We start from the raw sequence: 25613 nt of genomic DNA on the forward strand, positions 1-25613 counted from the left end.
CGGCCCCGCCGGCCGCGCCGGTTCGCATGCCGACCTCGTCGCCATCGGCGTTCGGCGGCGGCGCGCGGCCGCAGATGGCGGCGCCCGCGCCGGATCCGCAAGGCGCAACACCTCAGCTGCGTGTCACCAGCTTCACCCAGCTCGTCGCGCTCGCGGGCCAGAAGCGCGACCTCATGACCAAGAGCGCGCTGGAAGGCGACATGCGGCTCGTCCGTTTCGAGGAGGGCCGGCTGGAGGTCGCGCTCGAGCCGAACGCCTCCAAGACCATGATCTCGGAGCTTGCGAAGAAGTTCGAGCTGTGGACCGGCCGGCGCTGGACCATGATCGTTTCCAACGAGCAGGGCCAGCCCACGCTCCGTTCGGTGAACCAGGCCGCCAAGCAGGAACATGCGCGCAACGCAGAGGCCGATCCGCGCGTGCAGGAGGTGCTGTCGCGCTTCCCCGGTGCGAAGGTCATCGAGGTCCGCAGGCTTGCCCCGGAGACGCCGGAGTCCAATATTAACGCTGACTACGGCTCTGACGATCCGCCCGACGGTTCCGACGCCGACGACGATCTCTGAGCCTATCTTTGAGGACGAAAACCCATGGCTGATTTTCTCGGCATGATGAAGCAGGCGGCGCAGCTGCAATCCAAGATGCAGGAGATGCAGGAGCAGCTCGGCAATGTGGAGGTCGAGGGTATCTCCGGCGGCGGCCTCGTCGCCGTGCGCATGACCGCGAAGATGGACGTCAAGGGCGTCAAGATCGATCCCTCGCTGATGAAGCCGGAAGAACGCGAGGTGCTGGAAGACCTGCTCGTCACCGCGCTCGGTGACGCCCGCCGCAAGGCCGAGACCGCGATGCAGGAGAAGATGCAGTCGCTGACCGGCGGGCTCGGCCTGCCGCCGGGGCTGTTCGGCCAGTAAGATGGGCGCGGTTGCAGGTCCTGAAATCGAGCGGCTGGTCCAGCTTCTCGCGCGGCTGCCCGGTTTGGGCCCGCGCTCCGCGCGTCGCGCGGCGCTGCATCTGATCAAGAAGCGCGAAGCGCTGATGATGCCGCTGTCATCAGCCTTGCAGGTCGCGCTGGACAAGGTCCAGGTCTGCAAGACCTGCGGCAATATCGATACGCAAAATCCCTGCACGGTCTGCACCGATGCGAAGCGCGATGGCGCCATCATCGTCGTCGTCGCCGATGTCGCCGATCTCTGGGCGCTGGAGCGGGCCAATGCAACCCAGGGCCGCTATCACGTGCTGGGTGCGACCCTGTCGCCGCTCGACGGTGTCGGCCCGCAGGACCTCACCATCGACGCGCTGGTCGCGCGCGCGCACGCACCCGAGGTGCACGAGGTCATTCTGGCGCTGAATGCGACTGTCGACGGCCAGACCACGGCGCACTACATCACCGACCTGCTTCAGGACGCCAACGTCAAGGTCACCCGGCTGGCTCATGGTGTGCCTGTCGGCGGCGAGCTTGATTATCTCGATGAGGGCACGCTATCGGCCGCCATGCGGCAGCGCACCCTGTTCTAGCCACAGACCCGCGGAACGGACGACATGACGAAACTTTTCGCCACACGATCGGCTTTGGTCGCGACGATGCTGCTGCTGGTGACGCCGGCCATCGCCGCCGCGCAGCAGGAGAGCGAGGCGCCGCCGCCCTCGAAGCCCGGCAAGCCGATCAGCGCCGGCGAGGTGCTCTCGGGCGAGCTCAACGCCATGAAGATTCGCGACGCCAAGAACGCGGGCAAGCGTGTCGCGATGTACCAGATCACCTCCGAGCCGCGCCGCCTGCCGGCGCCGAACGGGCTGTGCGACCTCGAGACCGGGCCCGAGACCTTCCAGCTCGTCACCTCCAGCGACGCGCAGGCCTCGCAGCTGAAATCCTTCGTCGGCAAGGAGATCTCCGTGAAGGTAGATGAAGTCGCCTGCGCCAGCGATCCCGGCCAGATGAGCGAGGCTGTCGTGACGAAATGGAGCCTGGTGAAGAAGTAAGGGCGGCAGGCGAGGTGCCGTAGCGAGCTGCCGTAGGGTGGGCAAAGCGAAGCGTGCCCACGCACTGTTGACGACCGAGAGAGATGGTGGGCACGGCGCGTTGCGCCTTTGCCCACCCTACGGCATTGCGGCTGCGGCACGTGCTCGCCCTACACCCTCACCGGCCCCAGCGTCTCGAAATGCCCGCGCTTCTGCAGCCAGGTGAGCAACACCAGGCTCGGGATCGCCACCAGCACGCAGATGACGAAGAACAGCGGCCAGCCGGTCGCGCTGGCGACGAAGCCTGCTCCTGACGACAGGTACGTCCGTCCCACCGCCGCAAGCGCGGTGAGCAGGGCGTATTGCGTCGCGGTGTGCAGCGGGTTCTGGCACAGCGCCGAGAGATAGGCGACGAAGATCACCGTGCCGATGGCGCTGGTGAAATTCTCGGCGCAGATCGCGAGCGCCAGCGCCCATTGATTGGTGCCGACCAGCGCGAGCCAGGAGAAGGTGAGGTTGGCCAGCGCCTGCACCACGCCGCCAATCCACAGCGAGGTCGCCAGCGAGTAGCGCCGCGCGACGAAGCCGCCGGCAAAGCCGCCGATCAGCGTCGCGGCAAGGCCGACGCCTTTCACGATCGCCGCATAATCGTTGCGAGTGAAGCCGAGATCGATCACGAACGGCGCCGTCATGGTGCCGGAGAACGCGTCGGTGAACTTGAACAGCACCACGAAGGCGAGCGCTGCGAGCGCGTCCTTGCGCGACAGGAATTCCGAGAAGGCGCCGATCGCCGCGTGCAGCACCCGCGTGAATGCGGTCTCGGTTTGCGTCGCAGCTTCCGCCCGCACCGACTGCTCGGGCTCGGTCGCAACAAGCGCCGTGATCGTCCCGATCAGCACCATCGCCGCCATCACCACATAGCCCCACATCCAGGCCGCGCTGCGCGTGATGCCGGTGCTCTCGAAGCCGGAGACGATGAACAGCGCGCCCGCGGTCGAAACCAGCATGCCGATGCGATAGGCCGCGACATAGGCCGCCATGCCGGCCGCCTGCTCGCTCTCCGGCAGGCTCTCGACGCGGAAGGCGTCGACCACGATGTCCTGGGTCGACGACGTCGTCGCCACCAGCAGCGCACCGAGCGCGACGTAGAACGGTGACCGCGCCGGATCGGTCATCGCCAGCAGCAGGATCGAAATGATCAGCAGCAGCTGCGAGAACAGCAGCCAGCCGCGCCGCCGTCCGAAGGCGCGCGTGAACAGCGGCACGTGCAGCGCATCCACCAGGGGCGCCCACAGGAACTTCAGCGTGTAGGGCGTGCCCACCAATGCAAACAGCCCGATGGTCTTGAGATCGACGCCGGCCTCGCGCATCCACACCAGCAGCGTCGAGCCCGACAGTGCCAGCGGCAGCCCTGACGAAAAGCCGAGGAACAGCACGATCAGCACCCGCGGTTGCAGGTACACAGCCAGGCTGTCGCGCCAGGAGGTCGCGGGGGCGTCAGTGCCGGCGGGGGACGTCGTGTCGGGTGCGGTCATAGGGCGGTGTTAGCAGATTCCGGGGGAAAAGACTCGCGGCAGCCGTGTGGCGGGAATGCCTTCGGCCCCCTCAATGTCATCGTCCGCGAAGGCGGACGATCCAGTGGTCACCAGCACCTCGATTCAATCACTGCTGCCGCGGCGTACTGGATACCCCGCCTTCGCGGGGTATGGCAGTGTGCCCATATCCTATTCACCCGCTTGCAGCTTCTTCGGAAACAGCTCGCCCGCGCCCGTCGTCACCAGCCGCGGGCCTTCCGGCGCATCGGTCTTGCTGAAATCGAGCTCCTCGATTCGTCCCGCCCGCTTCTCGATCTTGTCGGCGGAGATCAGGATCTGCCGGACGTCTTCGTTGGCGTCGGCAAAGTGCTTCTGCAATTTCAACACACGGTCGCGCAGGCGGCCGAGATCGTCGCCGAGCTTGATCACCTCGGTCTGGATCTGGTCGGCGGCATCGCGCATGCGCGCGTCCTTCATGATCTGCTGCATCACCTGGATCGCGAGCATCAAGAGCGAGGGCGACACCAGCACGACGCGGGCGCGATAGGCCTTCTGGATCACGTCGTCGAATCCGTCATGGATTTCGGCGTAGACCGATTCCGACGGCACGAACATCAGCGCCATCTCCTGGGTCTCGCCGGTGACGAGGTATTTTTCCGCGATGTCGCTGACATGCTTCATCACGTCGCTGCGCAGCCGCTGCGTGGCGAGGCGCTTCTCCTCGTCGGTGCGGGCATCGTGCAGCGCGGTCATCGCCTCCAGCGGGAATTTCGCATCGATGCAGAGCGGGCGCTGGTCGGGCAGGAACACGACGCAGTCGGGCCGTTTTCCGGTTGAGAGCGTGAACTGGAATTCGTAGGACCCCTTCGGCAGACCGTCCTGGACGATCGCCTCCATCCGCGCCTGGCCGAAGGCGCCGCGCGACTGCTTGTTGGCGAGCACGTCGCGCAGGGTCGTGACCTGCGTGGTGAGGTCGGTGAGGTTCTTGTGGGCAGAGTCGATGATGCCGAGCCGCTCGTGCAGCGCGCGCAGGCTCTCCATGGTGTTGCGGGTCGAGTGTTCCATGGACTGGCCGACCCGATGGGTCACCGAATCCAGCCGCTCGTTGACCGCCCGCGCCATTTCGGCCTGGCGGCCGGCCAGCGCCTGGGTCATGGCGTCGACCCGCCCGGAGGCCTCGCTCTGCGCGTGCAGCACCTGGGCGAGCCGCTCTTCCAGCTCGTCGGCCCGGATCGCGCTCGCCATCGCGAGTTCCGCGCCGCGCCGCCCCGAGCGCGCGATCACGACGGCAATCACCACCAGCAGGATGAGGACGAGGGCGCCGAAGCCGATCAGCGCATCGATGGTGCGCACCGGCCAGTCGCCCAGCATGAAAATGATCTCGTTCATGTCGCCCTTCTAGCCGATTCGCGGACCAGAGCGAACGAAGAGAGAACGATGACCCTAACGGCCCCCTCATTTTTATGGTTACCGAAAGGCGAAGTTTTATGGTTAGCGGAGGGTTGACGCGTTCCCGGCCGCATTGACCGCTTCTCGTGCGCAGCTTAAATCGCCCGCCATGGCCCTCAGAGAAATCATCATCCTGCCCGACAAGCAGCTGCGTCTGGTCTCCAAGCCGATCGAGAAGGTCACGCCGGAGATCCGCAAGCTTGCCGACGACATGTTCGAGACCATGTACGACGCGCCCGGCATTGGCCTCGCTGCGATCCAGATCGCGCAACCGCTGCGGCTGATCACCATGGACCTCGCCAAGCCCAACCCGGACGGCGAGACCAAGCCGGAGCCGCGCGTCTTCATCAATCCGGAGATCATCGCCTCGTCAGAGGAGCTGTCCACTTACGAGGAAGGCTGCCTGTCGATCCCCGAATATTACGAGGAGGTCGAACGCCCGGCCAAGGTGCGCGTGCGCTTCACCGATCTCGACGGAAAGCTGCACGAGGAGGACGCCGAAGGCCTCTACGCCACCTGCATCCAGCATGAGATCGATCATCTCAACGGCGTGCTGTTCGTCGACTATCTGTCGAAGCTCAAGCGCGACCGCGTCATCAAGAAGTTCGAGAAAGCCGCCAAGCGCGCGGCGGAGTAGGTCTTTCTGTCGTTGTTCCGGGGCGATGCAAGGCATCGAACCCGGAACTTCGAGATTCCGGGTTCGGCTCTTCGAGCCGCCCCGGAATGACGGTCACATTAATTGCGTCCTTCGCAGGTTTTTCCCCGATGCCGCTCCGCCTGATCTTCATGGGCACGCCCGATTTCTCCGTGCCGACGCTGCTCGAGCTCGTCGCGCACGGCCACGAGATCGTGGCCGTCTATACCCGCGCGCCGAAGCCGGGCGGGCGGCGCGGGCTGCAGATGCAGCCGACGCCGATTGAAGAGGCCGCGCGAAAGCTCGGCGTCCTCGTGCTGACGCCGAAGACGTTGAAGACGCCGGAGGCGCTGGAAGAGTTTCGCGCCTTCGACGCCGATGCCGCTGTCGTCGTCGCCTATGGCATGATCCTGCCGCAGGCGATCCTCGATGCGCCCCGGCTCGGTTGCTACAACCTTCACGCTTCGCTGCTGCCGCGCTGGCGCGGCGCCGCGCCGATCAACCGCGCGATCATGGCCGGCGATGCCGAGAGCGGCGTCATGGTGATGAAGATGGATGTCGGCCTCGATACCGGCGACGTCGCCATGGCCGAGCGGCTTCCGATCACCGACAACATGACCGCGGCCGATCTGCACGATCGCCTCGCCCGTCTCGGCGCCGACCTGATGGTGCGCGCCATGGCGGCGCTTGACCGCGGCGGGTTGCAGCTGAAAAAGCAGCGCGAGGACGGCGTCACTTATGCCGCCAAGATCGACAAGGCCGAGGCGCGGATCGACTGGAGCAAGCCCGCCCATGCGGTGCTGCGCCATATTCATGGCCTGTCGCCGTTTCCCGGCGCCTGGGCCGAGCTTGAGAATGCGCGGGTCAAAATCCTGCGCTGCGCGCTTGCCGAAGGTTCCGGCGCGCCGGGTGCCGTGCTGGACGATCAACTCACCATCGCCTGCGGCGAGGGCGCCATCCGCATCCTCGAGCTGCAGCGGGAGGGCAAGGGCCGGATGCAGGCGGCAGACTTTTTGCGCGGCACGCCTGTGAAGCCGCCGATGCGGCTCACCTAATGCCGCGCTACAAGCTCACCATCGAATATGACGGCGCCCCGTTCTTCGGCTGGCAGATCCAGGACACGCTGCCCTCGGTCCAGGGCGCCCTGGAAGCAGCGGTGAAGGCGATGACGGGCGCCGATCTGCGCGTGCACGGTGCCGGCCGCACCGATGCCGGCGTGCATGCGCGCGGCCAGGTCGCGCATGTCGATGTCGAGAAGCAGTTTCCGCCCGGCCGTTTTCGCGACGGGTTGAATGCGCATCTGCGTCCGCATCCGATCGCAGTGCTCGAAGCCGAGATCGTGCCCGATCATTTCGAGGCCCGCTTCTCGGCGATCAGGCGCCACTATCGCTACCGCGTCATCAACACCCGCGCCAATCTCGCGCTCGACGCCGGCCATGCCTGGCGCGTGCCGCGCCGGCTCGACGCTGACGCGATGCATGCGGCCGCCCAGCGCCTGCTCGGCAAGCACGATTTCACGACGTTCCGCGACACCGAGTGCCAGGCGAAATCGCCGGAGAAGACGCTCGATCAGCTCGACGTCTTTCGCGATGGCCGCGAGATCACCATCCTCACCTCGGCGCGCTCGTTCCTGCACAGTCAGGTGCGCTCGATGGTGGGCTCGCTGGTCTGGGTCGGCGAGGGACGCTGGACCGCCGACGATCTCTCCGCAGCGCTTGCCGCCCGCAACCGCGCCGCCTGCGGCATCGTCGCGCCGCCGGAGGGGCTGTATCTGATGAAGGTGGATTATTAGGCGAGAGGCGCGCGGCTGTTGCCTCATCAGCGGTGTCATGCCCCGGCTTGACCGGGGCATCCAGTACGCCGCGGCCTCTCGTCCTATCGCTGGCGTCTCTGGAATACTGGATCGCCCGGTCAAGCCGGGCGATGACAGCGGAGAATGGGGCGTTGAGCGTTAAACAAAATACCTTGTCAGAATCCCGCGATAGACCTTCGTCAGCTTCTCCAAATCCACCACCGGCACGCGCTCGTTGACCTGGTGCATGGTCTGGCCGACCAGGCCGAACTCGATCACCGGGCAATAGCTCGAGATGAAACGCGCATCCGAGGTGCCGCCTGAGGTCGACAGCTCCGGCTTGCGACCCGTCACCTCTTCGATTGCGGACACCGCGAGGTCAGTGAACGGGCCGGGCTTGGTCACGAACACGTTCGAGTTCGATGGCTCCCAGACAATACGGGCCTTGATGCGGTTGCCGCAGGCTTTGGCGAGACGGGTCTCGACCAGCTCGCGCAAGGATGCCTGGGTGTGGTTGTCGTTGTAGCGGATGTTGAATTTGGCGCGGGCTTCGCCGGGGATGACGTTGAAGGCCTTGTTGCCGACGTCGACCGAGACGAATTCGAGATTGGAAGCCTGGAACTGCGCGCTGCCATGATCGAGCGGCTCGTCCGAGATCGCCACGATCAGACGCGAGATGTCCGGCACCGGATTGGAGGCGCGATGCGGATAGGCGACGTGGCCCTGCACGCCGTCGACGACGAGCGTGCCCGACTGCGAGCCGCGGCGGCCGACCTTGATGGTGTCGCCGAGCGTCTCGACATTGGAGGGCTCGCCCAGCACGCAATGATCGAACTTCTCGCCGCGCTCGGCGGCCCATTTCAGCAGCTTGATGGTGCCGTTGATCGAGACGTCTTCCTCGTCGCCGGTGATCAGGAACGAAATCGAGCCCTTTCCGTCCGCGCGCGGCTTGCCGCCATTGGCGGCGAGATGCTCCAGCACCGCGGCCACCGAGCACGCAATGCCGCCCTTCATGTCGACCGCGCCGCGGCCGTGCAGAAAACCGTCCTTCACCTCGCCGGAGAACGCGCCAACGCTCCAGGCGCTCTCGTCGCCTGCTGGCACGACGTCGGTGTGGCCGGCAAAGGTGATGTGCGGGCCTTCGGTGCCGATCCGCGCATAGAGATTGTCGACGTCGGCGGTGCCGTCCTCACTGAAGGTCACACGGCGGCAAATGAAGCCGGCTGCGCCCAGCGCTTTCTCAAGCACGCCGAGCGCGCCGGCGTCTTCAGGGGTTACCGAGGGGCAGCGGATCAGGTCGCGGGCAAGGGAGAGGGCATCGGTCATGCGCCCCGCTTAACATGCATGCCGCCGGGCGGGCTAGCGCTGGGCGGGACAATTTCGAGCTCGCGGCTCTGGTCCCAGCTTTTCGCAGGCGAGGCAGAATCGTCGGCCTCCTTGGCCTCCGGGTCCGGACCAAACCGGTTCGGCCCGATGGTGCCGCGCAGAAAGCCGGTCTCGACCAAGGCCGAGAGGGTGAGGACGGCGCTCGCCAATGCGAGCGGCAGCACCCAATAGCTGTCCGGAAGGCGCTCCTCGAACTGCTTGTAGAGGCCCGGCAGCACGAAATAAGCGAGCAGCCACCAGGCGCTCTTGTCGCGGTCATGCAGCCGCTTCACCACGATCGCGAGATAGATCCAGAGCAACAGTCCGGTCGCGGCAAGCTTGAGCAGCAGCAGCGGCACATGGTCCAGCAGCGACCATCGATAGGTGGAGGGATCGACAATCGCGAAGACGTCGTCGGCATTCAGCTCGAACGATCCGATCTTGCCGCTGAACGCGACCATGACGCCCGCGCAGAGGAACAGCAGCAGGATCATGCCGCACAAGACAAAGAACAGGCTACACCAGAACCCGGCACGGCCAATGCGGCCGTCGAAGCGGAACAGGTACCAGATCCAGTTCATGCGAGAGGCTCCGGGCAGGAAGGGTCGCCCGGATCTTGGTCGCGATGGAGGGAGAGGGGGTTCGATCGCTCCTCGGCGTCGTCCCGGCGAAGGCCGGGACCCATCCCGCGAAGTCTATCGGTCTTGAGCGGTGCCCGTCTCGAAGACCACTTCCAATCTTCGCCCAACTGAGCCCTGTGGCTATGGGTCCCGGCCTTCGCCGGGACGACGATGGAGGCCGCTTTAATCCCGCAGCAGCTCGTTGATGCTGGTCTTCGAGCGCGTGCGCTCGTCGACGCGCTTGACGATCACGGCGCAGGCGGTGCTCGGGCCGATCTGGCCGTTCTTCATCGGCTTGCCGGGCAGGGCGCCGGGCACCACGACGGCATATTCCGGCACCTCGCCCATGAAGACCTCGCCGGTCTCGCGGTCGACGATCTTGGTCGAAGCGCCCAGGAACACGCCCATCGACAGCACCGCGCCCTTGCGCACGATCACGCCCTCGGCGACCTCGCTGCGCGCGCCGATGAAGCAATCGTCCTCGATGATCACGGGCTCGGCCTGCAGCGGCTCGAGCACGCCGCCGATACCGGCGCCGCCGGAGATGTGCACGCGCTTGCCGATCTGCGCGCAGGAGCCGACGGTGGCCCAGGTGTCGACCATGGTGCTCTCATCGACGTAAGCGCCGAGATTGACGAAGGACGGCATCAGCACGACGTTCCTGGCGATGAAGGCCGAGCGGCGCACCACGGCGCCCGGCACCGCGCGAAAACCGGCATCGCGGAAACGGTTCGGGCCCCAGCCTTCGAACTTCGAGGGCACCTTGTCCCACCAGTTGGCCTGGCCCGGGCCGCCGGCGATGACGTCCATGTCGTTGAGACGGAACGACAGCAGCACCGCCTTCTTCAGCCACTGATTGACCTTCCACTTGCCGTCGGCCCCGCGCTCGGCCACGCGCGCCTCGCCCTTGTCCAGGGTCTCCAGCGCCTGGTTCACGGCATCGCGGACTTCGCCCTTGGTCGAGGTCGAGATGCCGTCACGCGCCTCGAAAGCGCTGTTGATGGTGGATTCCAGGGCGGACAGGGACATCGGGATTTCCTCTTGGGAGCGGGGAATTTGATGGATTGGGGCGCTTTTTCGGGATTTGGAAAGCTCAAGTCAAGCGCACAATCGTGTTTGCTGGGCTTGTCTGGGCCATCCTCAACGGTCATTCCGGGGCGATGCGAAGCATCGAACCCGGAATCTCGAGATTCCGGGTTCGCCCTTCGGGCGCCCCGGAATGACGGCGGCCGCTACGTCTTCACCGCGACAACCCCGCCAAAAACCCCGCCAGGTCCTCCGTGACGTGGTCGACATGGGCCGCATCGCGGCCCTCCAGCTCCCAATCCTCGCGCACCACGTCCTTGGTGCCGTCAGGCACCACCAGCACCGTGGTCATGCCGAGCTGGTGCGGAACGGTGAGGTTGCGGGCGAGATCCTCGAACATGGCGGCCTTGGTTGCGTCGACCGCGTGCAGATCGAGGAATTTCCGATAGGTCTGCGCCGCCGGCTTGGGCTCGAATTCGGCGGCGATGATGTCGAACACGCCGTCGAAATGCGAGCTGAGTCCCAGTCGCGCCAGCACCGCATCGACATGATCGACCGAGCCGTTGGTCAGGATCAGCTTGCGTCCCGGCAGCTTGGCGATGGCTGCGCCGAGCGCCGGATTCGGCTCCAGCGGCGAATGGTCGATCTTGTGCACGTAAGCGAGATAGTCGTCGGCGCGCACGCCATGCAGGGTCATCATGCCGCGCATGGTGGTGCCGAAGCGCCGGTAATAGTCCTTCTGGATGTTGCGCGCTTCCGCGGGCGTCACGTTCAGCCAGTTGCACACGAACTCGCCGATTCTAGCATCGACCTGCTGCCACAGATTGACGTGGTGCGGATAGAGCGTGTTGTCGAGGTCGAACACCCAGGTGTCGATATGGCTGAAGGCGCGGGGGGATTTCATCACAATTCCCTCAAATCACGGCAACGCAAAGCGCAGCGTCTTGCCGCCACTGCTCATATCCACCACGCCAAATCCCGTCGCCACAAATCCGCGCGCACCGCAATCGGTCTGCTCATTGGTCTCGAACTTGGTCTCGCGCGTGCAGAGCTGCTTGCCGCCGCCCCAGTTCAGTGGCTTGTCCTTCAGCCTGATGGCACGGTTGTCGCTGTCCACGGCTTCCGCGAAGCTGAAGATCTGCTTGGGCTGGCCTGATACATCAGGATGCAGGCAGGTCTTGGGATCGATGCGATACCAGCCGCGGCTGGTGACGGACTTGCCGTCATCGGTCGCGATTGCCGCCATCACCTTGTGCGGCGTGTCGTTGCACCAGGTGAGACCGCTGGTGGACGGCGTCTGCGCCGCATCGACCAGGGTCTTGAAGAAGCCTGGCGAAGAGACCGTGTCGGACGACAGTCCGCGGCTCTTCAGGAACGCGGCGAGCGCTCCTTGCGTCTTCGGCCCGTCGACGCCGTCGATGGCGCCGATGTCGTAGCCTGCGATCACCAGCAGCCGCTGGATGCCGGCCAGTCGCGCCTGCTCGTCGTCATATTCGGAATCCTCGGCGAGATAGGCGACGAGATTGCCGTCGTCGGCCTGCGTCGGCGTCACTTGCGTGAACGCCGCCTGGGTCTGGCCGCTGCGGCATTGCCGCGCGGCGGCGATGACGAAATTCTCCTGCGCCACGCACAGCATGTCGTGGCCGTTCTGCGGGATCGGCGAGGCGCCGTAGACGCCGAGCGCGCGGGCGTGAAGCAGGATGCGGTCGGCGGTGAGCGTGCCCTGCACCACGACGCGGCAGGTGGCGGGATCGATCCTGAACCAGCCGCGCGTCGCGGTCGCCGCCTTGTCGTCGATGCCGATCGCGGCCTCGACCACGTAGGACATGCGGTTGCAGATCTTCAGGTCGGCGAAAGCAGGCGCGGAGGAGAAGAAGAGCGAGATGGCCGCGGCCGGCAGCGTCATCAGGAAACGGGTGAGGGCCGAGCGGCGTTGTTTCACCTTCGTCATTCCGGGATGGTCCGAAGGACCAGACCCGGAATCTCGAGATTCCGGATTCGCCCTGCGGGCGCTCCGGAATGACGACGCGAGGCGAGAGCTTTGGATGCCCGGGCCTTCGCCTCGCCGAAGCGGCTTCGGCCGCGCAGGCGGGTCAAGCCCGGGCATGACAAGCTTTTTCCGTTGGTCCTGCTCGCTCATCACTTGTGGATCAGCGTCCCCGTGCCTTGGTTGGTGAACAGCTCGAGCAGCACCGCGTGCTGCATCTTGCCGTCGATGATGACGACGCCCTCGACGCCCTGCTCCAGCGCGTAGATGCAGGTCTCGACCTTCGGGATCATGCCGCCGGAAATGGTGCCGTCGGCGATCAGCTTTCGCGCGTCCTTCACCGAGAGCTGGGGGATCAGCTTCTTCGATTTGTCGAGCACGCCGGGCACGTCGGTAAGCAGCAACAGGCGTTTGGCCTTCAGCGCGCCCGCCACGGCACCGGCAAAGGTGTCCGCGTTGATGTTCAGCGTCTGGCCCTCCTTGGAGGTCGCGAGCGGCGCCAGCACCGGGATCAGCTCGTAGCCGATCAGCTGGTTGAGCAGCGTCAGATCGACCTTCTCGGGGTCGCCGACGAAGCCGAGATCGATTGCCTTTTCGATGTTCGAGTCCGGATCGATGATGGTGCGCGTCGTCTTCGACGCCTTCACCATGTTGCCGTCCTTGCCTGATAGCCCCACGGCCTTGCCGCCGGCCTCGTTGATGTAGCCGACGATCTGCTTGTTGACCGACCCGGCCAGCACCATCTCGACGATCTCGATGGTGGCGGCGTCGGTGATGCGCAGGCCGGCTGCGAATTCCGAGACGATGCCGAGGCGCTTGAGCATGGTCGCGATCTGCGGCCCGCCGCCATGCACCACGACCGGATTGATCGCGGTCTGCTCGAGCAGCACGATGTCGCGGGCAAAATTCTTCGCGGTCTCCTCGTCGCCCATGGCGTGGCCGCCATATTTGATGACGATGGTTTCTTCGTCGTACTGCTGCATGTGCGGCAGCGCTTCGGACAGGATGCGGGCCTGGTCGAGCGGGGAGATGTCGGTCATGTCACGGATCTCGCTGGCGGGACTAACGCGGGTTCGCGTTCTATCTGATTGGCGGGCGAGGCGCAAAGTGGGGCTGGCATGCGGGACTTGTAGCCCGGATGGAGCGAAGCGTAATCCGGGACCGGTGCCCCGCGGAAAGAACCCCGGATTGCGCGGAGCCTGTCATCGGGCGCGCATTCGCGCGACCCGTTGGCTGCATCCGGGCTACGGTTCAGCGCGCAGGCACCACCGCTGCAATCGTCACCACCAGCCAGCTCAAGATCATCAGCGTTCCACCCGTCGGCGCGGCCATCGGAAACAGCGAATGCCCCGCATATTGCCGCAGGGTGAGATCGCCCGCGAACAGCATAGCGCCGATCACGAAGCCGAATGCGGCGATCAGGCCAATTCCGCCGTGCAGAAGGCCGCGCGCGAGCAAGGTGACCGCCGCCAATATGGCAGTTGCATGAAACAGCAGCATGGCGCTGGCGGAGGCAAGCCGGCTGGCATCCGTGCCGTGGGCGGCGGCCGCAGCCAGCGCCACGCCGGCGGCGCCCATCAGACCGGCGAGGGCGAGCAGCAGGCGGAGCATCACGCGCTCCGCTCTTCGAGCAGCTTGGCCATCGCGGCACGCAATTCAGCCATGCCGGTCGATGAGCGCGACGAGGTCGCGATCACGTTCGGAAACGCGGCCGGATGTTTTGCCAATGCAGCTTCCGTCTCGGCGATGCGCGCTTGCAGCTCGGAGGCCTTCACCTGGTCGGCCTTGGTCAGCACGACCTGATAGCTGACGGCGGAGCGGTCGAGCGTCTTGAGCACGTCGAGGTCGACATCCTTCAGCCCGTGCCGCGCATCGATCAGCACATAGACGCGCGCGAGCGAGGCCCGCCCCAGCAGGAATGTGTGGATCAGCTCGGTCCAGGACGCGACCTGGCTCTTCGGCGCCTTGGCATAGCCATAGCCGGGCATGTCGACGAGGCGCAGGTCGGTCTTGCCGGGGACCTCGAAGAAGATCAGCTCCTGGGTGCGGCCCGGCGTGTGCGAAGTGCGCGCCAGCGCGTTACGCCCCGTGAGTGCGTTGATCAGGCTCGATTTGCCGACATTGGAGCGCCCGGCAAAGGCGATCTCCGGCCCCGCCATCGGCGGCAGCGTCTGGATCGAGGGGGAGGCCCAGATGAATTGCCAGTCGCGGGCGAACAGCTTTCGCCCGGCCTCGATCAGCTTCGCATCGATGTCGTCGGTCATGCGAAGCTCTCTGCTTTGCCGTCATTCCGGGGCGATGCGAAGCATCGAACCCGGAATCTCGAGATTCCGGGTCTGGTGCTTCGCACCATCCCGGAATGACTGTGTGTGTGAGAGTTACGTCGCCTTCTTCGCGAACGTCGCCTTGAGATTATCGAACAGCTCCACCTTCACGCCGTTGCGACGCATGATGAAGCTCTGCTGGATCACCGAGAGCGTGTTGTTCCAGGCCCAGTAGATCACGAGGCCCGCCGGGAAACCTGCCAGCATGAAAGTGAAGATCAGCGGCATCCAGTTGAAGATGATCTGCTGCGTCGGATCCGGCGGCGTCGGGTTCAGCTTCATCTGGAACCACATCGTGATGCCCATGATGATCGGCCAGATGCCGAGTGCCAGATAGTGGCCGAACACCGGGATGGTGGTCGGGTCGAACGGGATCAGCCCGAACAGGTTGAAGAGGTTGGTCGGATCGGGTGCGGAGAGGTCCTTGATCCAGCCGTAGAACGGCGCGTGCCGCATTTCGATGGTGACGAACAGCACCTTGTAGAGCGAGAAGAACACCGGGATCTGGATCACCACGGGAAGACAGCCGGCGACCGGGTTGATCTTCTCCTTGCGGTAGATCTCCATCATCTCCTGCTGCTGCTTCACCTTGTCGTCGGGATAGCGCTCCTTCAGCGCCTGAAGCTGCGGCTGGATCGACTTCATCTTCGCCATCGAGGCGTAGGACTTGTTCGCCAGCGGGAAGAACAAGAGCTTCACGATCACGGTCACGAGCAGGATCGAGATGCCGAAATTGCCGAAGAAGCGGTAGAAGAAGTCGAGGCCGAGGAACATCGGCTTGGTGATGAAGTAGAACCAGCCCCAGTCGATCAGGAGATCGAACTTGTTGAGGCCGAGCGCCTTGTTGTAGCCGCCGAGGCCGGCGAGCGGGAAATTGATGCCGACCACGCCGGCTTCCTTGGCGCCCGCGAACAGCCGCGCATTTGCGGTCGCGGTGCCGCCGATCGCGACGGTAACAGGGTCGAGCAGATAGTCGGTCTGGTAGGTGTGGACGTTGCCGACGAGGTTCGAGGAGAACTTGGCCTGAAGCTGCGCACTGGTGTCGGGCAGCAGCGCCGAGGCCCAGTATTTGTCGGTGATGCCGAGCCAGCCATTGGTGGCCTTGAAGTCGACCTTCTTGGCTTCGTCGATCTTCTTGTAGGCGTACTCCTGCAGGCCGTGCTCGCCGAGATAGCCGATCAGGCCTTCATGCAGGATGTAATAGCCCGAAACCTGCGGCGTGCCGTGGCGCGAGATCAGCGCGAACGGATAGAGCGTAACGGGCGCGTTGCCGACATTGCTCACGTCGTCCTTGATGGAAAAGAGATAGTGGTCGTCGACCGAGATGGTGCGGCGGAAGCTGAGGCCATCGCCATTATCCCACTTCAGGACGACAGGCGTTGATGGCGTCAGGCTGCCGCTGCCGTTCTGCTGCCAGACGGTCTGGGCATCAGGCATTTTCGACGTCACACCCGTGGCCGCCACCCAGCCGAACTCGGCGTAATAGGGCTCTGCGGTGCCCGAGGGCGAATAAAGAATGATCGGCGGCGATTTCGGATCGACCGTCTCGCGATATTGCACCAGCGCCAGATCGTCGATGCGGCCGCCCTTCAGCGAGATGCTGCCGACGAGCCGCGGCGTGTCGATCTTCACGCGCGGGCTCGATGCAATCGCGGTGTCGCGGGCGACGACCGGCTGGGCCGGCTGGTTCGCCCCTGGCGCGGTGGTCGGTGTCGTCGAGCCCGCCTGCGGCGTGGCGCCCGGCGTGGCCGAGGCCGTCGGCTGCGGATTGACCTTCTGCAGCTCGGCTTGGGCCTGCTGCTGGGCCTGCTGCTGGGCGCGCTGCTTCTCCATCGCCGGCACGTTGTAGAAGTACTGCCAGGCGATCAGCACCAGGCCGGACAGAATGACGGCGAGGATGGTATTGCGATTGTCGGTCATCACTATGGTCTCGTCATCAATCCGGTTTGCGGCTGGCGGCTGGGCCGGGCCTTGGATTTGGCCGGCGTCCCTTGTCAGATCCGTTGTCAGATCCTTTGGCCGTATGCCGCGCGGGCTTCGTGATCGCTATGCGCAGATCGTCGAGCATGGTCGTGAAGTCGCGCGAGAGCGCGCCCCTGCGTCCGACCAGCACGTAATCATGATGGGGTTGCATCGATACCGGGTCGAGCCGCTTCACCAATTCGCGAAGTCGGCGCCGGATGCGATTGCGTTCGGGAGCGTTGCCGTTCTTTTTGGTAACGGTGAAGCCGATCCTGACAGGACCGAGGTCGTCGCGACGCCGGCTTTGCAGGACGAACGCGGGACTGTTCACCCGCGCGCCATTGGCAACGGCGAGGAAATCCGCTCGCTGCCTCAGCCGATCCATAATGAAATCCCGGTAAAGGGGGTCCGGCTCAGGCGCTCAGACGCTTGCGGCCGCGGGCGCGGCGGGCGGCGAGAACCTTGCGGCCGCCGGCAGTGGCGAGACGAGCACGGAAACCGTGACGGCGCTTGCGCACCAGTTTGCTGGGTTGATAAGTCCGCTTCACGGGTTTTTCTCCGCTGACCGGGCAATTTGCCTGTAGAATTGATGATAAAGTCCGTAAAGATGCGGCCCAAAACGGGCCGTTTCCGGCCCCAGAAGAGCCGCTCCCGGTGTCGCACCGGGTCATCGCGGACAATTTGCGCGGCTTATAAGGGAGCGTCTTGTTTTCGTCAACGCCGCAGGACCGCGCAGTTCCGGTGAATATCGCTGTTTCCTTCCTGTTTCCTTCCTGTTTCCCTTGGGGTTTTTAACCCTTGAGGTGGCGGATAGCGATATCAGCGCCTACATCCCACCTTGGCAGATTAGCGATCTGTAATTTGACCGCCCCGGGGGGGCGGTCGCATCCTCCATCACCAAGCTCTCAGAAGGCCAGCAGGGGCGAACTTCGTGGAAGCGACGGACCTTCAGCAGCCGGCCCAGAATCCGGATCAAAGCCTGGATCGAGATCCGGATCGGCCAGAGGACCAGCCGGGTTCGCCGGCGACGCGGTCCCGTGGCCCGGGCGGGCTTGGGCTATCGGGCAAGCTGCTGCTGCTGACCGTCCCCCTGGTCATGATCGCAGCCGTGCTGCTTTACGTCCCCGCGATCGCCAACTTCTGGGTCAACCGCCTCAACGACCGCGTTGCGGCGGCCAACACCGCGGCACTGGTGCTCGACGCGGCGCCGCTTGGCATGGTGCCGGACTCGCTGTCGCGGGAAATCCTCAAAAGCATCAATGCGCGCGCCGTCGCGATCAAGATGGGCCAGCAGCGCCGGCTGCTTGCCAGCGACAATCTGCCGTCCGCGATCGAGCATGACGTCGATTTGCGCGACATGACCGTGTGGGAGGCGATCACCGGCTCGTTCCAGATGATGCTTGAGACCGGCAACCAGCCGATCCGCATCGTCGGTCCCGGTGTCGGCAATGCCCAGTTCGTCGAGATCGTGACCGACGAATTGCCGCTGCGGCAGTCGATGTACCGCTTCTCCCGCAACGTCGTGGTGGTCGCGCTGATCATCGGTGTCTTGACCGCGGGTCTCGTCTATCTCGCCCTGCACTATCTCTTCGTGCGGCCGATGCGGCGGCTGACCGCGAGCCTGGTCGGCTTCCACGAGAATCCGGAAAGCTCGGCCCGGATCATCGTGCCGAGCCAGCGCAGCGACGAGATCGGCGTCGCCGAGCGCGAATTGTCCGACATGCAGCGCGACCTGATGTCGATGCTGCATCAGAAGAGCCGGCTCGCCGCGCTCGGTCTTGCCGTCTCCAAGATCAACCATGATCTGCGCAACCTGCTGGCTTCGGCGCAGCTCTTGTCGGATCAGCTCGCCAGCGTGCCCGATCCCCGGGTGCAGCGCTTCGCGCCGAAGCTGGTGCGCTCGCTCGAACGCGCCATCGCGTTCTGCCAGTCGACGCTATCCTATGGCCGCGCCCAGGAGGCCGCGCCCGATCGCCGCATGTTGCTGGTCGAGCCCGTCGTGCTCGAGGTGCGCGAGACCGCCGGTCTTGCCAACGATGCCACAATCGCCTGGGTCGCCGCGATCGAGCGCGGCCTTTCGGTCGACGCCGATCCCGACCAGCTGTTTCGCGTGCTGCTCAACCTCGTGCGCAACGCCGCCCAGGCGCTGGAGAGCCATGCCTCCGGCGACGGCGGCCCGCAGCAGATCCGGATCACCGGCAAACGCGAGGGCGCCGTCGCCATCCTCGAGGTGTCCGATACCGGCCCCGGCGTACCCCAGAAGACCCGGGAACACCTGTTCGAAGCCTTCCAGACCTCCGGCCGCCCCGGCGGCAGCGGGCTGGGCCTCGCCATCGCCGCTGAGCTCGTCCGTGCCCATGGCGGCGACATCCACCTCGTCGAAGGCACCATCGGCGCCACCTTCCGGATCGTCATCCCCGACCGCCCGGTGGAACTCCTCTCCATCCGCAGCGAGCGGCAGCGGGCGTAGGTCGGCCAAAGGCCGAGCGCCCCGCGTCATCCCTGGCGTGCGAGTTATCGTCCGTCATTCCGGGGCGGCGCGCCGCGCCGAACCCGGAATCCAGAGGTTTTGGTGCGAGATTCCGGGTTCTCGCGTCGCGAGCCCCGGAATGACGGTGGAGAGACCGTCATTTCCCTGCAAAATCTCCCCAACCCGGACCTTGCCAACGCCGGCAAGAGCGGTTAGTCAGAGCCCTCTTCGCACCCCTCCGGCGCTGTCCGGAGGCTGCGTGCGGGCCTGGCCCGCACGAGCAGCGAAAAACGCGCCCGTAGCTCAGCTGGATAGAGCATCAGACTACGAATCTGAGGGTCGGACGTTCGAATCGTTCCGGGCGCGCCATTTTTGGCCATTCGTTGCGAGGCCCTCTCCTAGCGTTGACCACGGCTCTGGTTCGGAATTCTTGCCGCGACGTTCGGCCGGTTTTTCTCGAGCCAGGCCACGGCTTCGGGTCCGTTGACGACGCACTCGAACGTTTCCCAGGCCGGGTCCTCGATCTTGTCGGGTTGCAGTCGCTTCGCCGCATATTCAACGAGATCATGCAGGCCTTCGTATCCGCGTCGGCGCTCGAGGGAGTCGACAATCGCCGTGCTGGCCCAGCCTCGTTGGGCCAAATCGACAATGCTCGGAACGTCAGCCTCGCTGAACCAGGGCGTAGCATCGAACTCGAGGCAGCGGATGTTGTCGGCGGTATGGCAAGTCGCGTGGATCATCGGGTCCCTCCATTCGCTGGCTGACAACCATTCACCTGACATTGCATTCCAGATTCGCTCGTGCAGCCGTGCGCCCGTCAGCCTTTGACCAGGTCGCTCAGCAAGTTGGCCGCCACCATCAGCTTGGCAAGCGTCAGGCCACCAGCGGCAATCTCCTCGACCGCTCGGCGGATGCGCGTGGCTTCAGGATGAGCCACAAGCCACGTCTCGGCAGCCTGCTGACCGGATTGGCCGATGGTCAGCATGTCTGCGGCCAGTCGTCTTTCGGCAGCTGCGATCAGGTCGACGGCACGGTCGATGGCGAGGCGTTCGAAATGATCGCTTGCCGGCACGTTGCGCGCAGCGGCGGTGATGCGGTCGAGACGGAAATTGGCCTCGGCGGCAAAGAACGTCGCTGCGGCATCGCCGATGCTGCGACCGGTACCCTCGGCGACGGTCACGATATCAGGCGCCGAGTGCAGGGCATCGAGGTCGGCAAGATCTCCGGCGAGTCCGCTCGGGACGCCGGCATCGGTCAGCTCCTGCCGGCGCTTGGCTCGCGCGGCCTGCATGTCCGGCGGCAGGGCGTCGTCGAGCGAGGCTGCAACGTCGCGGACGGCAGGGCCAAACCGGGCGATGATTGCGCTCAGCCCATCCTTGAAATCGACGTTGCGCACATACCAGACCATGCGGGAGAGCAGCAGATCCTGGATCGCCGCGTAGAGGCTGAGCTGCAACTGCCCGTCGATGAGGGTGTCGAGCGCGTCGATCCCGTCGTTGAGCCGCCTGAGCTCGTAGATCGCGTCCACCGCAACCTGCGCCATGACGATGGTCGAGACATCGGCGTCGGTTTCGTCGGTCAGGCGCACGATGCAGGCTGGGCCGCCGCGATTGATCACGGCATTGACGAGACTGGTCGCGATGATCTCGCGTCGCAGGCGATGGAGCTCGACCGCGGTCGGGAATTTATCGAGAACTTCGCGCGGAAAATACAGGGACAGTCTGCGGGCGAGATAGGGATCATCAGGCACGCCCGTGACGAGCAGGTCCTCGTAGAGCGTCAGCTTGGCGTAGGCGAGCAGCACTGCAAGCTCGGGCCGTGTCAGGGCCTGGCCGCGCCGCGTGCGCTCAGCGATCGCGGCGTCGTCGGGCAGGAATTCGACGGCACGGCTGAGCAGGCCGCGCTGCTCGAGCGACTGCATCAGGCGGGTGAGGAAGCCGGTCTCGGCCATGCCCTTGCGTTCGGCGAGCGAGAGCGCCAGCGTCTGCAGATAGTTGTTGCGCAGCACCAGCGTTCCGACCTCGTCGGTCATTGCGGCAAGCAGGTTGTTGCGATCGGCGAAGCTGAGGCGTCCCTCGCGTTCGGGGCGTGCCAGCGCGATCTTGATGTTGACCTCGACGTCGGACGTGTTCACGCCGGCCGAATTGTCGATGGCGTCGGTGTTGAGCTTGACGCCCTTCTGCGCCGCTTCGATGCGGCCGCGCTGGGTGACGCCGAGATTGGCACCTTCGCCGATGACCTTGGCGCGAACCTCGGTCCCGGTGATGCGGATCGGATCGTTGGCGCGGTCGCCGGCCTGATCGTCGCTTTCCGTCGACGCGCGGATGTAGGTGCCGATGCCGCCGAACCACAAGAGGTCGGCGCGCGCCTTCAGGATCGCCGTCATCACCTCGAAGGGCGTTGCCTGCTCCTTGTCGAGATCGAGCAGGCTGCGCACTTCCGGCGCGAGCGGGATCGCCTTGAGCGAGCGCGAGAACACGCCACCTCCTTCCGAGATCAGCGATTTGTCGTAGTCCTGCCAGCTCGATCGCGGCAGGTCGAACAGGCGCTTGCGCTCAGCGAAGCTGGTCGCGGGGTCGGGGGATGGATCGATGAAGATGTCGCGGTGATCGAACGCCGCAACGAGCTTCGTCGCCGGCGAGAGCAGCATGCCGTTGCCGAAGACGTCGCCGGACATGTCGCCGACGCCGACCACGGTGAACGGCATGGTCTGAATGTCGGTGCCGAGCTCGCGGAAGTGGCGCTTGACCGCCTCCCAGGCGCCGCGCGCCGTGATCCCCATCTTCTTGTGGTCGTAGCCCTGGCTGCCGCCGGAGGCGAAGGCATCGCCGAGCCAATGGTTGTTCTCGGCCGAGATCGCATTGGCGACGTCGGAGAAGGTGGCGGTGCCCTTGTCGGCGGCGACGACCAGATAGGGATCGTCGCCGTCGTGCCGCATGGTCAGGTCGGGCGGCACCACGATGTCGCCGTCAAGATTGTCGGTGAGTTCGAGCAGCGAGCGCACGAAGATGCGATAGGCTTCGGTGCCCTCCGCGAGCCACGCCTCGCGATCGGAGGGCGGCGGCAGGTGCTTGGGCACGAAGCCGCCCTTGGCGCCGACCGGCACGATCACGGCGTTCTTGACTTGCTGCGCTTTCACGAGGCCGAGGATCTCTGTACGGAAATCCTGCGGCCGATCGGACCAGCGCAAGCCACCGCGCGCAACCTTGCCGAAGCGCAGGTGAATGCCTTCGACGCGCGGTGAATAGACGAAGATTTCGTAGAGCGGTCGCGGCGCCGGCAAATCGTCGATCTTGCGCGCGTCGAACTTGAAGGAGATCACCGGGCGCGGATGTCCATCCGGGCCGAGCTGCCACAAATTGGTGCGGATGGTCGATTGCACCAGATTGGTGAAACGGCGCAGGATGCGGTCTTCATCGAGCGAGGCGACGGATTTGAGCTGCTCCTCGATCTCAGCAACGAGAGTTATCTCGCGCGCCGAACGCTCGCGATCGGTCAGGACAAGGCGCGGATCAAGGCGCGTCTGGAACAGCGCGACGAGGTTCGCCGTGATGGCGGCGTTCTTGCGCACCGTCTCCCACATGTAATCCTGGGTGAACGGCGTGCGGATCTGGTGCAGATAACGCGACAGCGCCCGGATAGACGAGACTTCCCGCCAGCCGAGCGCAGTGCGCAGGATCAAGGCATTGTATCCGTCGGATTCGGCGCGGTCGGTGACAACAGCCATGATCGAGGCCTCCAGGCGATGGCTGAAGTCCCGGCTGATCTCGATCGGCTGGCCGTCGCTGGTCTCAATCGTCATGTCGTGCAGCCAGACCGGCTCGGGCCTGTTGCCGGGCACGATCTGATAGGTGCGTTCGTTGACCACGCGCAGGCCGTGATTTTCGATCACGGGCACGCGGTAGGACAGCGATAGAGGCGCGGCATCCGAAAACACCCTGAGGCCGAAGCGCCGGGGATCGTCCTTCTCGAAGCGGTGAACCGAAATCGTCACCGGGCGGGCTGGTGTGAGCTTCTCGATAGTGGCGATGTCGGCGACCGCCTGTTCGGCCGTGGAAGCCTCGGTATAGCCGCCGCTGAAGGCCTGAGCGTAGCGATTTGCGAGCATGCGCGCCCGCATGCCGTCGGTCGACGCAGCCAGCGCCGCCTTCAGCTTGTCGGCCCAGGTCGCGGCGATGGCGCTGATCCCGGCTTCAAGCGTGGCGCGCTCGACGGCGGGAGTCTTACCTTCATAGCGTCCGATGATGAATTGGACTCGCGCCAGCGCGCCTTCCGGGAACGAGACGTAGGAAGCGGACAGGGTCCCCTTGTAGGCCTGCGCCAGGAAGGCTCCGACACGCGTACGGACGTCGGTGTCGTACTTATCGCGCGGAATGAAGGTGAGGATGGAGACGAAGCGATCGAACTTGTCGACCCGCGCCAGCGCCCGGACGCGGGGACGCTCATAGAGAATCAGGATCTCCATGACGAAATTGAAGAGGGTATCGACGTCGATCTGGAAAAGTTCGTCGCGTGGGTATTCCTCGAGAATATGCTGGAGAGCTTTGCCCGAATGGCTGTTCGGGTCGAAGCCGGCGCGCTGGAGCACCCGCGATACCTTGTGGCGAACATAGGGGATCTGTCGTGCCGAGCGCGTATAGGCACCCGAGGTGAACAGACCGACGACTCGCAATTCACCCTCGAGCCGGCCGTCGGGCGTATAGAGCTTGATGCCGACGTAATCCATCCGGATGCGGCGATGAACGCGGCTGCTCACATTGGCCTTGATGACAATGAGCAGGGTCGGCTCGCGCATGAACTCGCGAATCTCCGACGTCATCACCACCATTTCGCTGCCGCGGCGCAGGACCTTTACGTCGGGATCGCGGAGGATACCGAGGCCCTCGCCGGTCGTGATGTCGTCCGACGCATCCCGCCCTGGCAGGAAGCGATATTCGCGCACGCCGAGAAAGGTGAAATTGTCCGCGCACAGCCATTGCAGGAACTGGTTGGCTTCGGCGACCTCGTCGATCGGCAGCGGCGGCGGATTGGACGAGAACGTCTTGACCGCGTCCTCGACGCGGTCGCGCATGGCGCGCCAGTCCGCCACGCAGGCGCGCACGTCGCCGAGCGTCCTGGTCAGGCCGTCAATCAGCCTCTCGCGGTCCGCGTCGGCGTCCAGGCGGGTGATGTGGAGATGAATCAGGCTCTCTCGCGCGCCCTTTTCCCCTTCCGGCAGTGCCTCGCCGTAGAAGCGCAGGAGCTTGCCCTGCTCATCGCGCTCCACCGCGATGATGGGGTGAGCGACGAGGGTGACTTCGATGCCCTGCTCGGTGAGCTCCGCCATGGTGGAATCGAACAGGAAGGGCATGTTGTCGTTGAGGATTTCGAGCACTGAGATCTCGCGCCCGTCCGGCATCAGCGGATTGACGACGCGGATATCGGCACGCCCCGCCGTGCGCCGCTGCACATGCTCCCAGGCTTGCTCCGCCAGGAAGGCAAGCGAGGAGGCATCGTGACTGGCGAGATCCTCGACATTGGTGAAGGCGAACAAAAGCTCGGCAAAGCTTCGGGGGGCCTTTCCCGGCTGCACGCTTCCTGCCGCCTCGCGGATCAGAGTTGCCCGGGCCTTGTCGTCACGCCACGCCATCGCATCCTCCATCTCCCACCGACGATCCGCAATGACGGTCGGGCATTGTGTTCTTGGAGTGCGCCTCTTCGAGCGCATCTTCTTGACCGTGTTTCAATCGCCTCGGCGAAATCTTCGGTCTTGCGGCTTCCGCGATATTAGCATTCCGCAGCCGTCATGGCGCGCGGAGTTGTGGGGCGCGCTTTGGGGCGGAACCGGTGCCGACGACGATCGTGCCGTTGTGTGCCCTGCAAAATGACGAGGAATCTCAATTCAAAGTAGCTTGAACGGCCGGGCCGTTTCGGCTGCCCGGCCGTCGCCTCCGTGAGCCAGCAAGCGCTCAGCCCGCTGCGTTCTTGATCGCGGTTTCGAAGCTCTTTGCGTCGAAGGCCGGCATACTTTGGATCCGCCCTAGACCTTGGGTCGAGTACCAGACGGAGAACGCGAGCACCGCTTCCGCATTCGGGGCATCAACGACGTCGACGAAATCGTAGTAGCCCTGCGTGTAGTGGATCGACTCGATCTTGATACCCAGATTGTCGAGCCTTGCCTTGGCCTTGCCGATCCGTTCCGATTGCCTGCTCGCCCACTCCGGGCTCAGATTGCCAAGCAGTACATATTTCATTGGCCACCTCCACGTCATGTTGATCATCGCGCGCGAAGGAACCCGACAACTATACGCCTTCCCGCGCCCTGCGTACATGCCGTTCCGTGGCGAAGGCGGCATGGGAGCCGGGCCTGGGAGGAGATTGCCCGATGACCCCTGGTGCAAATTCGAAGACTAGCCCTGCCATTGGCGACCGGACCGTGTCCCGGGCCACAACATCATAGCGCAACAGCGAGCACGCAGTGCCCATCTTCATCGGCCGTGGCGCGCCATTTCAATCTGCG

General features: G+C 64.9%; 23 protein-coding genes, 1 tRNA gene and 1 pseudogene. 9 read left to right on the top strand and 16 right to left on the bottom strand.

The genetic code is table 11. From position 1 onward, the window contains the following. The 4 genes and pseudogenes from XH98_RS15860 to XH98_RS15875 form a co-directional block, all read left to right on the top strand. Positions 1-560 (top strand): annotated as a pseudogene (locus XH98_RS15860) (DNA polymerase III subunit gamma/tau); the annotation flags it as partial. Between the two features lie 24 nt (positions 561-584). Then, positions 585-905: a YbaB/EbfC family nucleoid-associated protein gene (locus XH98_RS15865; protein WP_128949514.1), complete on the top strand. Its 321-nt coding sequence runs from the start codon at positions 585-587 to the stop codon at positions 903-905. A 1-nt stretch (position 906) separates the two neighbouring features. Further along, positions 907-1509 (top strand): recombination mediator RecR, encoded by a 603-nt coding sequence (gene recR, locus XH98_RS15870; protein ID WP_271603530.1) that lies wholly within the window; start codon positions 907-909, stop codon positions 1507-1509. A gap of 24 nt (positions 1510-1533) precedes the next feature. Continuing rightward, the gene (locus XH98_RS15875; protein ID WP_220001419.1) at positions 1534-1971 is read left to right on the top strand and encodes a hypothetical protein; all 438 of its coding nucleotides are present in this window, start codon (positions 1534-1536) and stop codon (positions 1969-1971) included. 149 nt (positions 1972-2120) lie between these two features. Here the strand turns inward: XH98_RS15875 and XH98_RS15880 are convergent, their stop codons facing one another. Both XH98_RS15880 and XH98_RS15885 read right to left on the bottom strand, forming a co-directional pair. Beyond that, the gene (locus tag XH98_RS15880; RefSeq protein WP_271619173.1) at positions 2121-3485 is read right to left on the bottom strand and encodes an AmpG family muropeptide MFS transporter; all 1365 of its coding nucleotides are present in this window, start codon (positions 3483-3485) and stop codon (positions 2121-2123) included. Positions 3486-3674: 189 nt separating this feature from the next. Continuing rightward, positions 3675-4874 carry a DNA recombination protein RmuC gene (locus tag XH98_RS15885; RefSeq protein WP_271603533.1) on the bottom strand — a complete coding sequence of 400 codons (1200 nt, stop codon included), beginning with the start codon at positions 4872-4874 and terminating at the stop codon, positions 3675-3677. A 169-nt stretch (positions 4875-5043) separates the two neighbouring features. Between XH98_RS15885 and def the strand changes: the two genes are divergently transcribed. The 3 genes from def (at position 5044) to truA (ending at position 7360) form a co-directional block, all read left to right on the top strand. Beyond that, a complete protein-coding gene (gene def / locus XH98_RS15890) occupies positions 5044-5571 on the top strand; it encodes a peptide deformylase (RefSeq protein ID WP_271603534.1) in 528 nt (175 codons plus the stop codon). 128 nt (positions 5572-5699) lie between these two features. Beyond that, complete coding sequence (gene fmt, locus XH98_RS15895; RefSeq protein ID WP_271619199.1) at positions 5700-6623, top strand: methionyl-tRNA formyltransferase; 924 nt, start codon at positions 5700-5702, stop codon at positions 6621-6623. Continuing rightward, a complete protein-coding gene (gene truA, locus XH98_RS15900) occupies positions 6623-7360 on the top strand; it encodes a tRNA pseudouridine(38-40) synthase TruA (RefSeq protein ID WP_271619174.1) in 738 nt (245 codons plus the stop codon). The genes fmt and truA overlap by 1 nt, the downstream gene beginning before the upstream one ends. 159 nt (positions 7361-7519) lie before the next feature. On the opposite strand, the gene dapE is transcribed toward truA, so the two are convergent. The 11 genes from dapE to rpmH form a co-directional block, all read right to left on the bottom strand. After that, a complete protein-coding gene (dapE, locus tag XH98_RS15905; RefSeq protein WP_271619175.1) occupies positions 7520-8686 on the bottom strand; it encodes a succinyl-diaminopimelate desuccinylase in 1167 nt (388 codons plus the stop codon). Further along, positions 8683-9306: a DUF805 domain-containing protein gene (locus XH98_RS15910; protein WP_271619176.1), complete on the bottom strand. Its 624-nt coding sequence runs from the start codon at positions 9304-9306 to the stop codon at positions 8683-8685. Before XH98_RS15910 ends, dapE begins: the two co-directional genes overlap by 4 nt. A 222-nt stretch (positions 9307-9528) precedes the next feature. Further along, complete coding sequence (gene dapD, locus XH98_RS15915) at positions 9529-10374, bottom strand: 2,3,4,5-tetrahydropyridine-2,6-dicarboxylate N-succinyltransferase (RefSeq protein WP_271603538.1); 846 nt, start codon at positions 10372-10374, stop codon at positions 9529-9531. Between the two features lie 211 nt (positions 10375-10585). Continuing rightward, positions 10586-11275, bottom strand: a complete 690-nt coding sequence (locus XH98_RS15920; protein ID WP_271619177.1) for a pyrimidine 5'-nucleotidase — start codon at positions 11273-11275, stop codon at positions 10586-10588. Between the two features lie 15 nt (positions 11276-11290). Further along, on the bottom strand, positions 11291-12277 hold the full coding sequence (locus XH98_RS15925) for a DUF1036 domain-containing protein (RefSeq protein WP_333932090.1): 987 nt from the start codon (positions 12275-12277) through the stop codon (positions 11291-11293). A 233-nt stretch (positions 12278-12510) separates the two neighbouring features. Beyond that, positions 12511-13398 (bottom strand): acetylglutamate kinase, encoded by an 888-nt coding sequence (gene argB, locus XH98_RS15930; protein ID WP_057748412.1) that lies wholly within the window; start codon positions 13396-13398, stop codon positions 12511-12513. Positions 13399-13609: 211 nt separating this feature from the next. Continuing rightward, complete coding sequence (locus tag XH98_RS15935; protein ID WP_271619179.1) at positions 13610-13969, bottom strand: DUF423 domain-containing protein; 360 nt, start codon at positions 13967-13969, stop codon at positions 13610-13612. Beyond that, positions 13969-14622, bottom strand: coding sequence for a ribosome biogenesis GTP-binding protein YihA/YsxC (gene yihA / locus XH98_RS15940; RefSeq protein ID WP_271603542.1), 654 nt, complete (start codon positions 14620-14622; stop codon positions 13969-13971). Before yihA ends, XH98_RS15935 begins: the two co-directional genes overlap by 1 nt. A gap of 114 nt (positions 14623-14736) precedes the next feature. Beyond that, positions 14737-16602: a membrane protein insertase YidC gene (gene yidC, locus XH98_RS15945; RefSeq protein WP_271619180.1), complete on the bottom strand. Its 1866-nt coding sequence runs from the start codon at positions 16600-16602 to the stop codon at positions 14737-14739. A gap of 16 nt (positions 16603-16618) precedes the next feature. Beyond that, entirely contained in the window at positions 16619-17029 is a 411-nt protein-coding gene (gene rnpA, locus XH98_RS15950) for a ribonuclease P protein component (RefSeq protein ID WP_271603544.1), read from the bottom strand. Between the two features lie 28 nt (positions 17030-17057). Beyond that, positions 17058-17192, bottom strand: a complete 135-nt coding sequence (gene rpmH, locus XH98_RS15955) for a 50S ribosomal protein L34 (RefSeq protein WP_008542748.1) — start codon at positions 17190-17192, stop codon at positions 17058-17060. A 383-nt stretch (positions 17193-17575) separates the two neighbouring features. Here rpmH and XH98_RS15960 point away from each other — a divergent pair, with 383 nt between their 5' ends. Continuing rightward, entirely contained in the window at positions 17576-19114 is a 1539-nt protein-coding gene (locus XH98_RS15960) for a sensor histidine kinase (protein ID WP_271619181.1), read from the top strand. 292 nt (positions 19115-19406) lie between these two features. Beyond that, positions 19407-19483, top strand: a tRNA-Arg gene (locus tag XH98_RS15965). A gap of 29 nt (positions 19484-19512) precedes the next feature. Here the strand turns inward: XH98_RS15965 and XH98_RS15970 are convergent. The 3 genes from XH98_RS15970 to XH98_RS15980 form a co-directional block, all read right to left on the bottom strand. Next, the gene (locus tag XH98_RS15970; protein WP_271619182.1) at positions 19513-19854 is read right to left on the bottom strand and encodes a hypothetical protein; all 342 of its coding nucleotides are present in this window, start codon (positions 19852-19854) and stop codon (positions 19513-19515) included. A 77-nt stretch (positions 19855-19931) separates the two neighbouring features. Beyond that, entirely contained in the window at positions 19932-24755 is a 4824-nt protein-coding gene (locus XH98_RS15975) for an NAD-glutamate dehydrogenase (protein ID WP_271603546.1), read from the bottom strand. Positions 24756-25062: 307 nt separating this feature from the next. After that, the gene (locus XH98_RS15980) at positions 25063-25347 is read right to left on the bottom strand and encodes a GYD domain-containing protein (protein ID WP_271603547.1); all 285 of its coding nucleotides are present in this window, start codon (positions 25345-25347) and stop codon (positions 25063-25065) included. Between the last annotated feature and the right edge of the window lie 266 nt (positions 25348-25613).

Origin of the sequence: Bradyrhizobium sp. CCBAU 51745 (assembly GCF_028128715.1) — a bacterium.
GTDB classification, from domain to species: Bacteria; Pseudomonadota; Alphaproteobacteria; order Rhizobiales; family Xanthobacteraceae; genus Bradyrhizobium; species Bradyrhizobium manausense.

Bases quoted from the DNA above. Each gene is read 5' to 3' on its own strand.
- XH98_RS15865 (WP_128949514.1), top strand. From the start codon at position 585: ATGGCTGATTTTCTCGGCATGATGAAGCAGGCGGCGCAGCTGCAATCC.
- recR (WP_271603530.1), top strand. From the start codon at position 907: ATGGGCGCGGTTGCAGGTCCTGAAATCGAGCGGCTGGTCCAGCTTCTC.
- XH98_RS15875 (WP_220001419.1), top strand. From the start codon at position 1,534: ATGACGAAACTTTTCGCCACACGATCGGCTTTGGTCGCGACGATGCTG.
- XH98_RS15880 (WP_271619173.1), bottom strand. From the start codon at position 3,485: ATGACCGCACCCGACACGACGTCCCCCGCCGGCACTGACGCCCCCGCG.
- XH98_RS15885 (WP_271603533.1), bottom strand. From the start codon at position 4,874: ATGAACGAGATCATTTTCATGCTGGGCGACTGGCCGGTGCGCACCATC.
- def (WP_271603534.1), top strand. From the start codon at position 5,044: ATGGCCCTCAGAGAAATCATCATCCTGCCCGACAAGCAGCTGCGTCTG.
- fmt (WP_271619199.1), top strand. From the start codon at position 5,700: ATGCCGCTCCGCCTGATCTTCATGGGCACGCCCGATTTCTCCGTGCCG.
- truA (WP_271619174.1), top strand. From the start codon at position 6,623: ATGCCGCGCTACAAGCTCACCATCGAATATGACGGCGCCCCGTTCTTC.
- dapE (WP_271619175.1), bottom strand. From the start codon at position 8,686: ATGACCGATGCCCTCTCCCTTGCCCGCGACCTGATCCGCTGCCCCTCG.
- XH98_RS15910 (WP_271619176.1), bottom strand. From the start codon at position 9,306: ATGAACTGGATCTGGTACCTGTTCCGCTTCGACGGCCGCATTGGCCGT.
- dapD (WP_271603538.1), bottom strand. From the start codon at position 10,374: ATGTCCCTGTCCGCCCTGGAATCCACCATCAACAGCGCTTTCGAGGCG.
- XH98_RS15920 (WP_271619177.1), bottom strand. From the start codon at position 11,275: ATGAAATCCCCCCGCGCCTTCAGCCATATCGACACCTGGGTGTTCGAC.
- XH98_RS15925 (WP_333932090.1), bottom strand. From the start codon at position 12,277: ATGACGCTGCCGGCCGCGGCCATCTCGCTCTTCTTCTCCTCCGCGCCT.
- argB (WP_057748412.1), bottom strand. From the start codon at position 13,398: ATGACCGACATCTCCCCGCTCGACCAGGCCCGCATCCTGTCCGAAGCG.
- XH98_RS15935 (WP_271619179.1), bottom strand. From the start codon at position 13,969: ATGCTCCGCCTGCTGCTCGCCCTCGCCGGTCTGATGGGCGCCGCCGGC.
- yihA (WP_271603542.1), bottom strand. From the start codon at position 14,622: ATGACCGACGACATCGATGCGAAGCTGATCGAGGCCGGGCGAAAGCTG.
- yidC (WP_271619180.1), bottom strand. From the start codon at position 16,602: ATGACCGACAATCGCAATACCATCCTCGCCGTCATTCTGTCCGGCCTG.
- rnpA (WP_271603544.1), bottom strand. From the start codon at position 17,029: ATGGATCGGCTGAGGCAGCGAGCGGATTTCCTCGCCGTTGCCAATGGC.
- XH98_RS15970 (WP_271619182.1), bottom strand. From the start codon at position 19,854: ATGATCCACGCGACTTGCCATACCGCCGACAACATCCGCTGCCTCGAG.
- XH98_RS15975 (WP_271603546.1), bottom strand. From the start codon at position 24,755: ATGGAGGATGCGATGGCGTGGCGTGACGACAAGGCCCGGGCAACTCTG.
- XH98_RS15980 (WP_271603547.1), bottom strand. From the start codon at position 25,347: ATGAAATATGTACTGCTTGGCAATCTGAGCCCGGAGTGGGCGAGCAGG.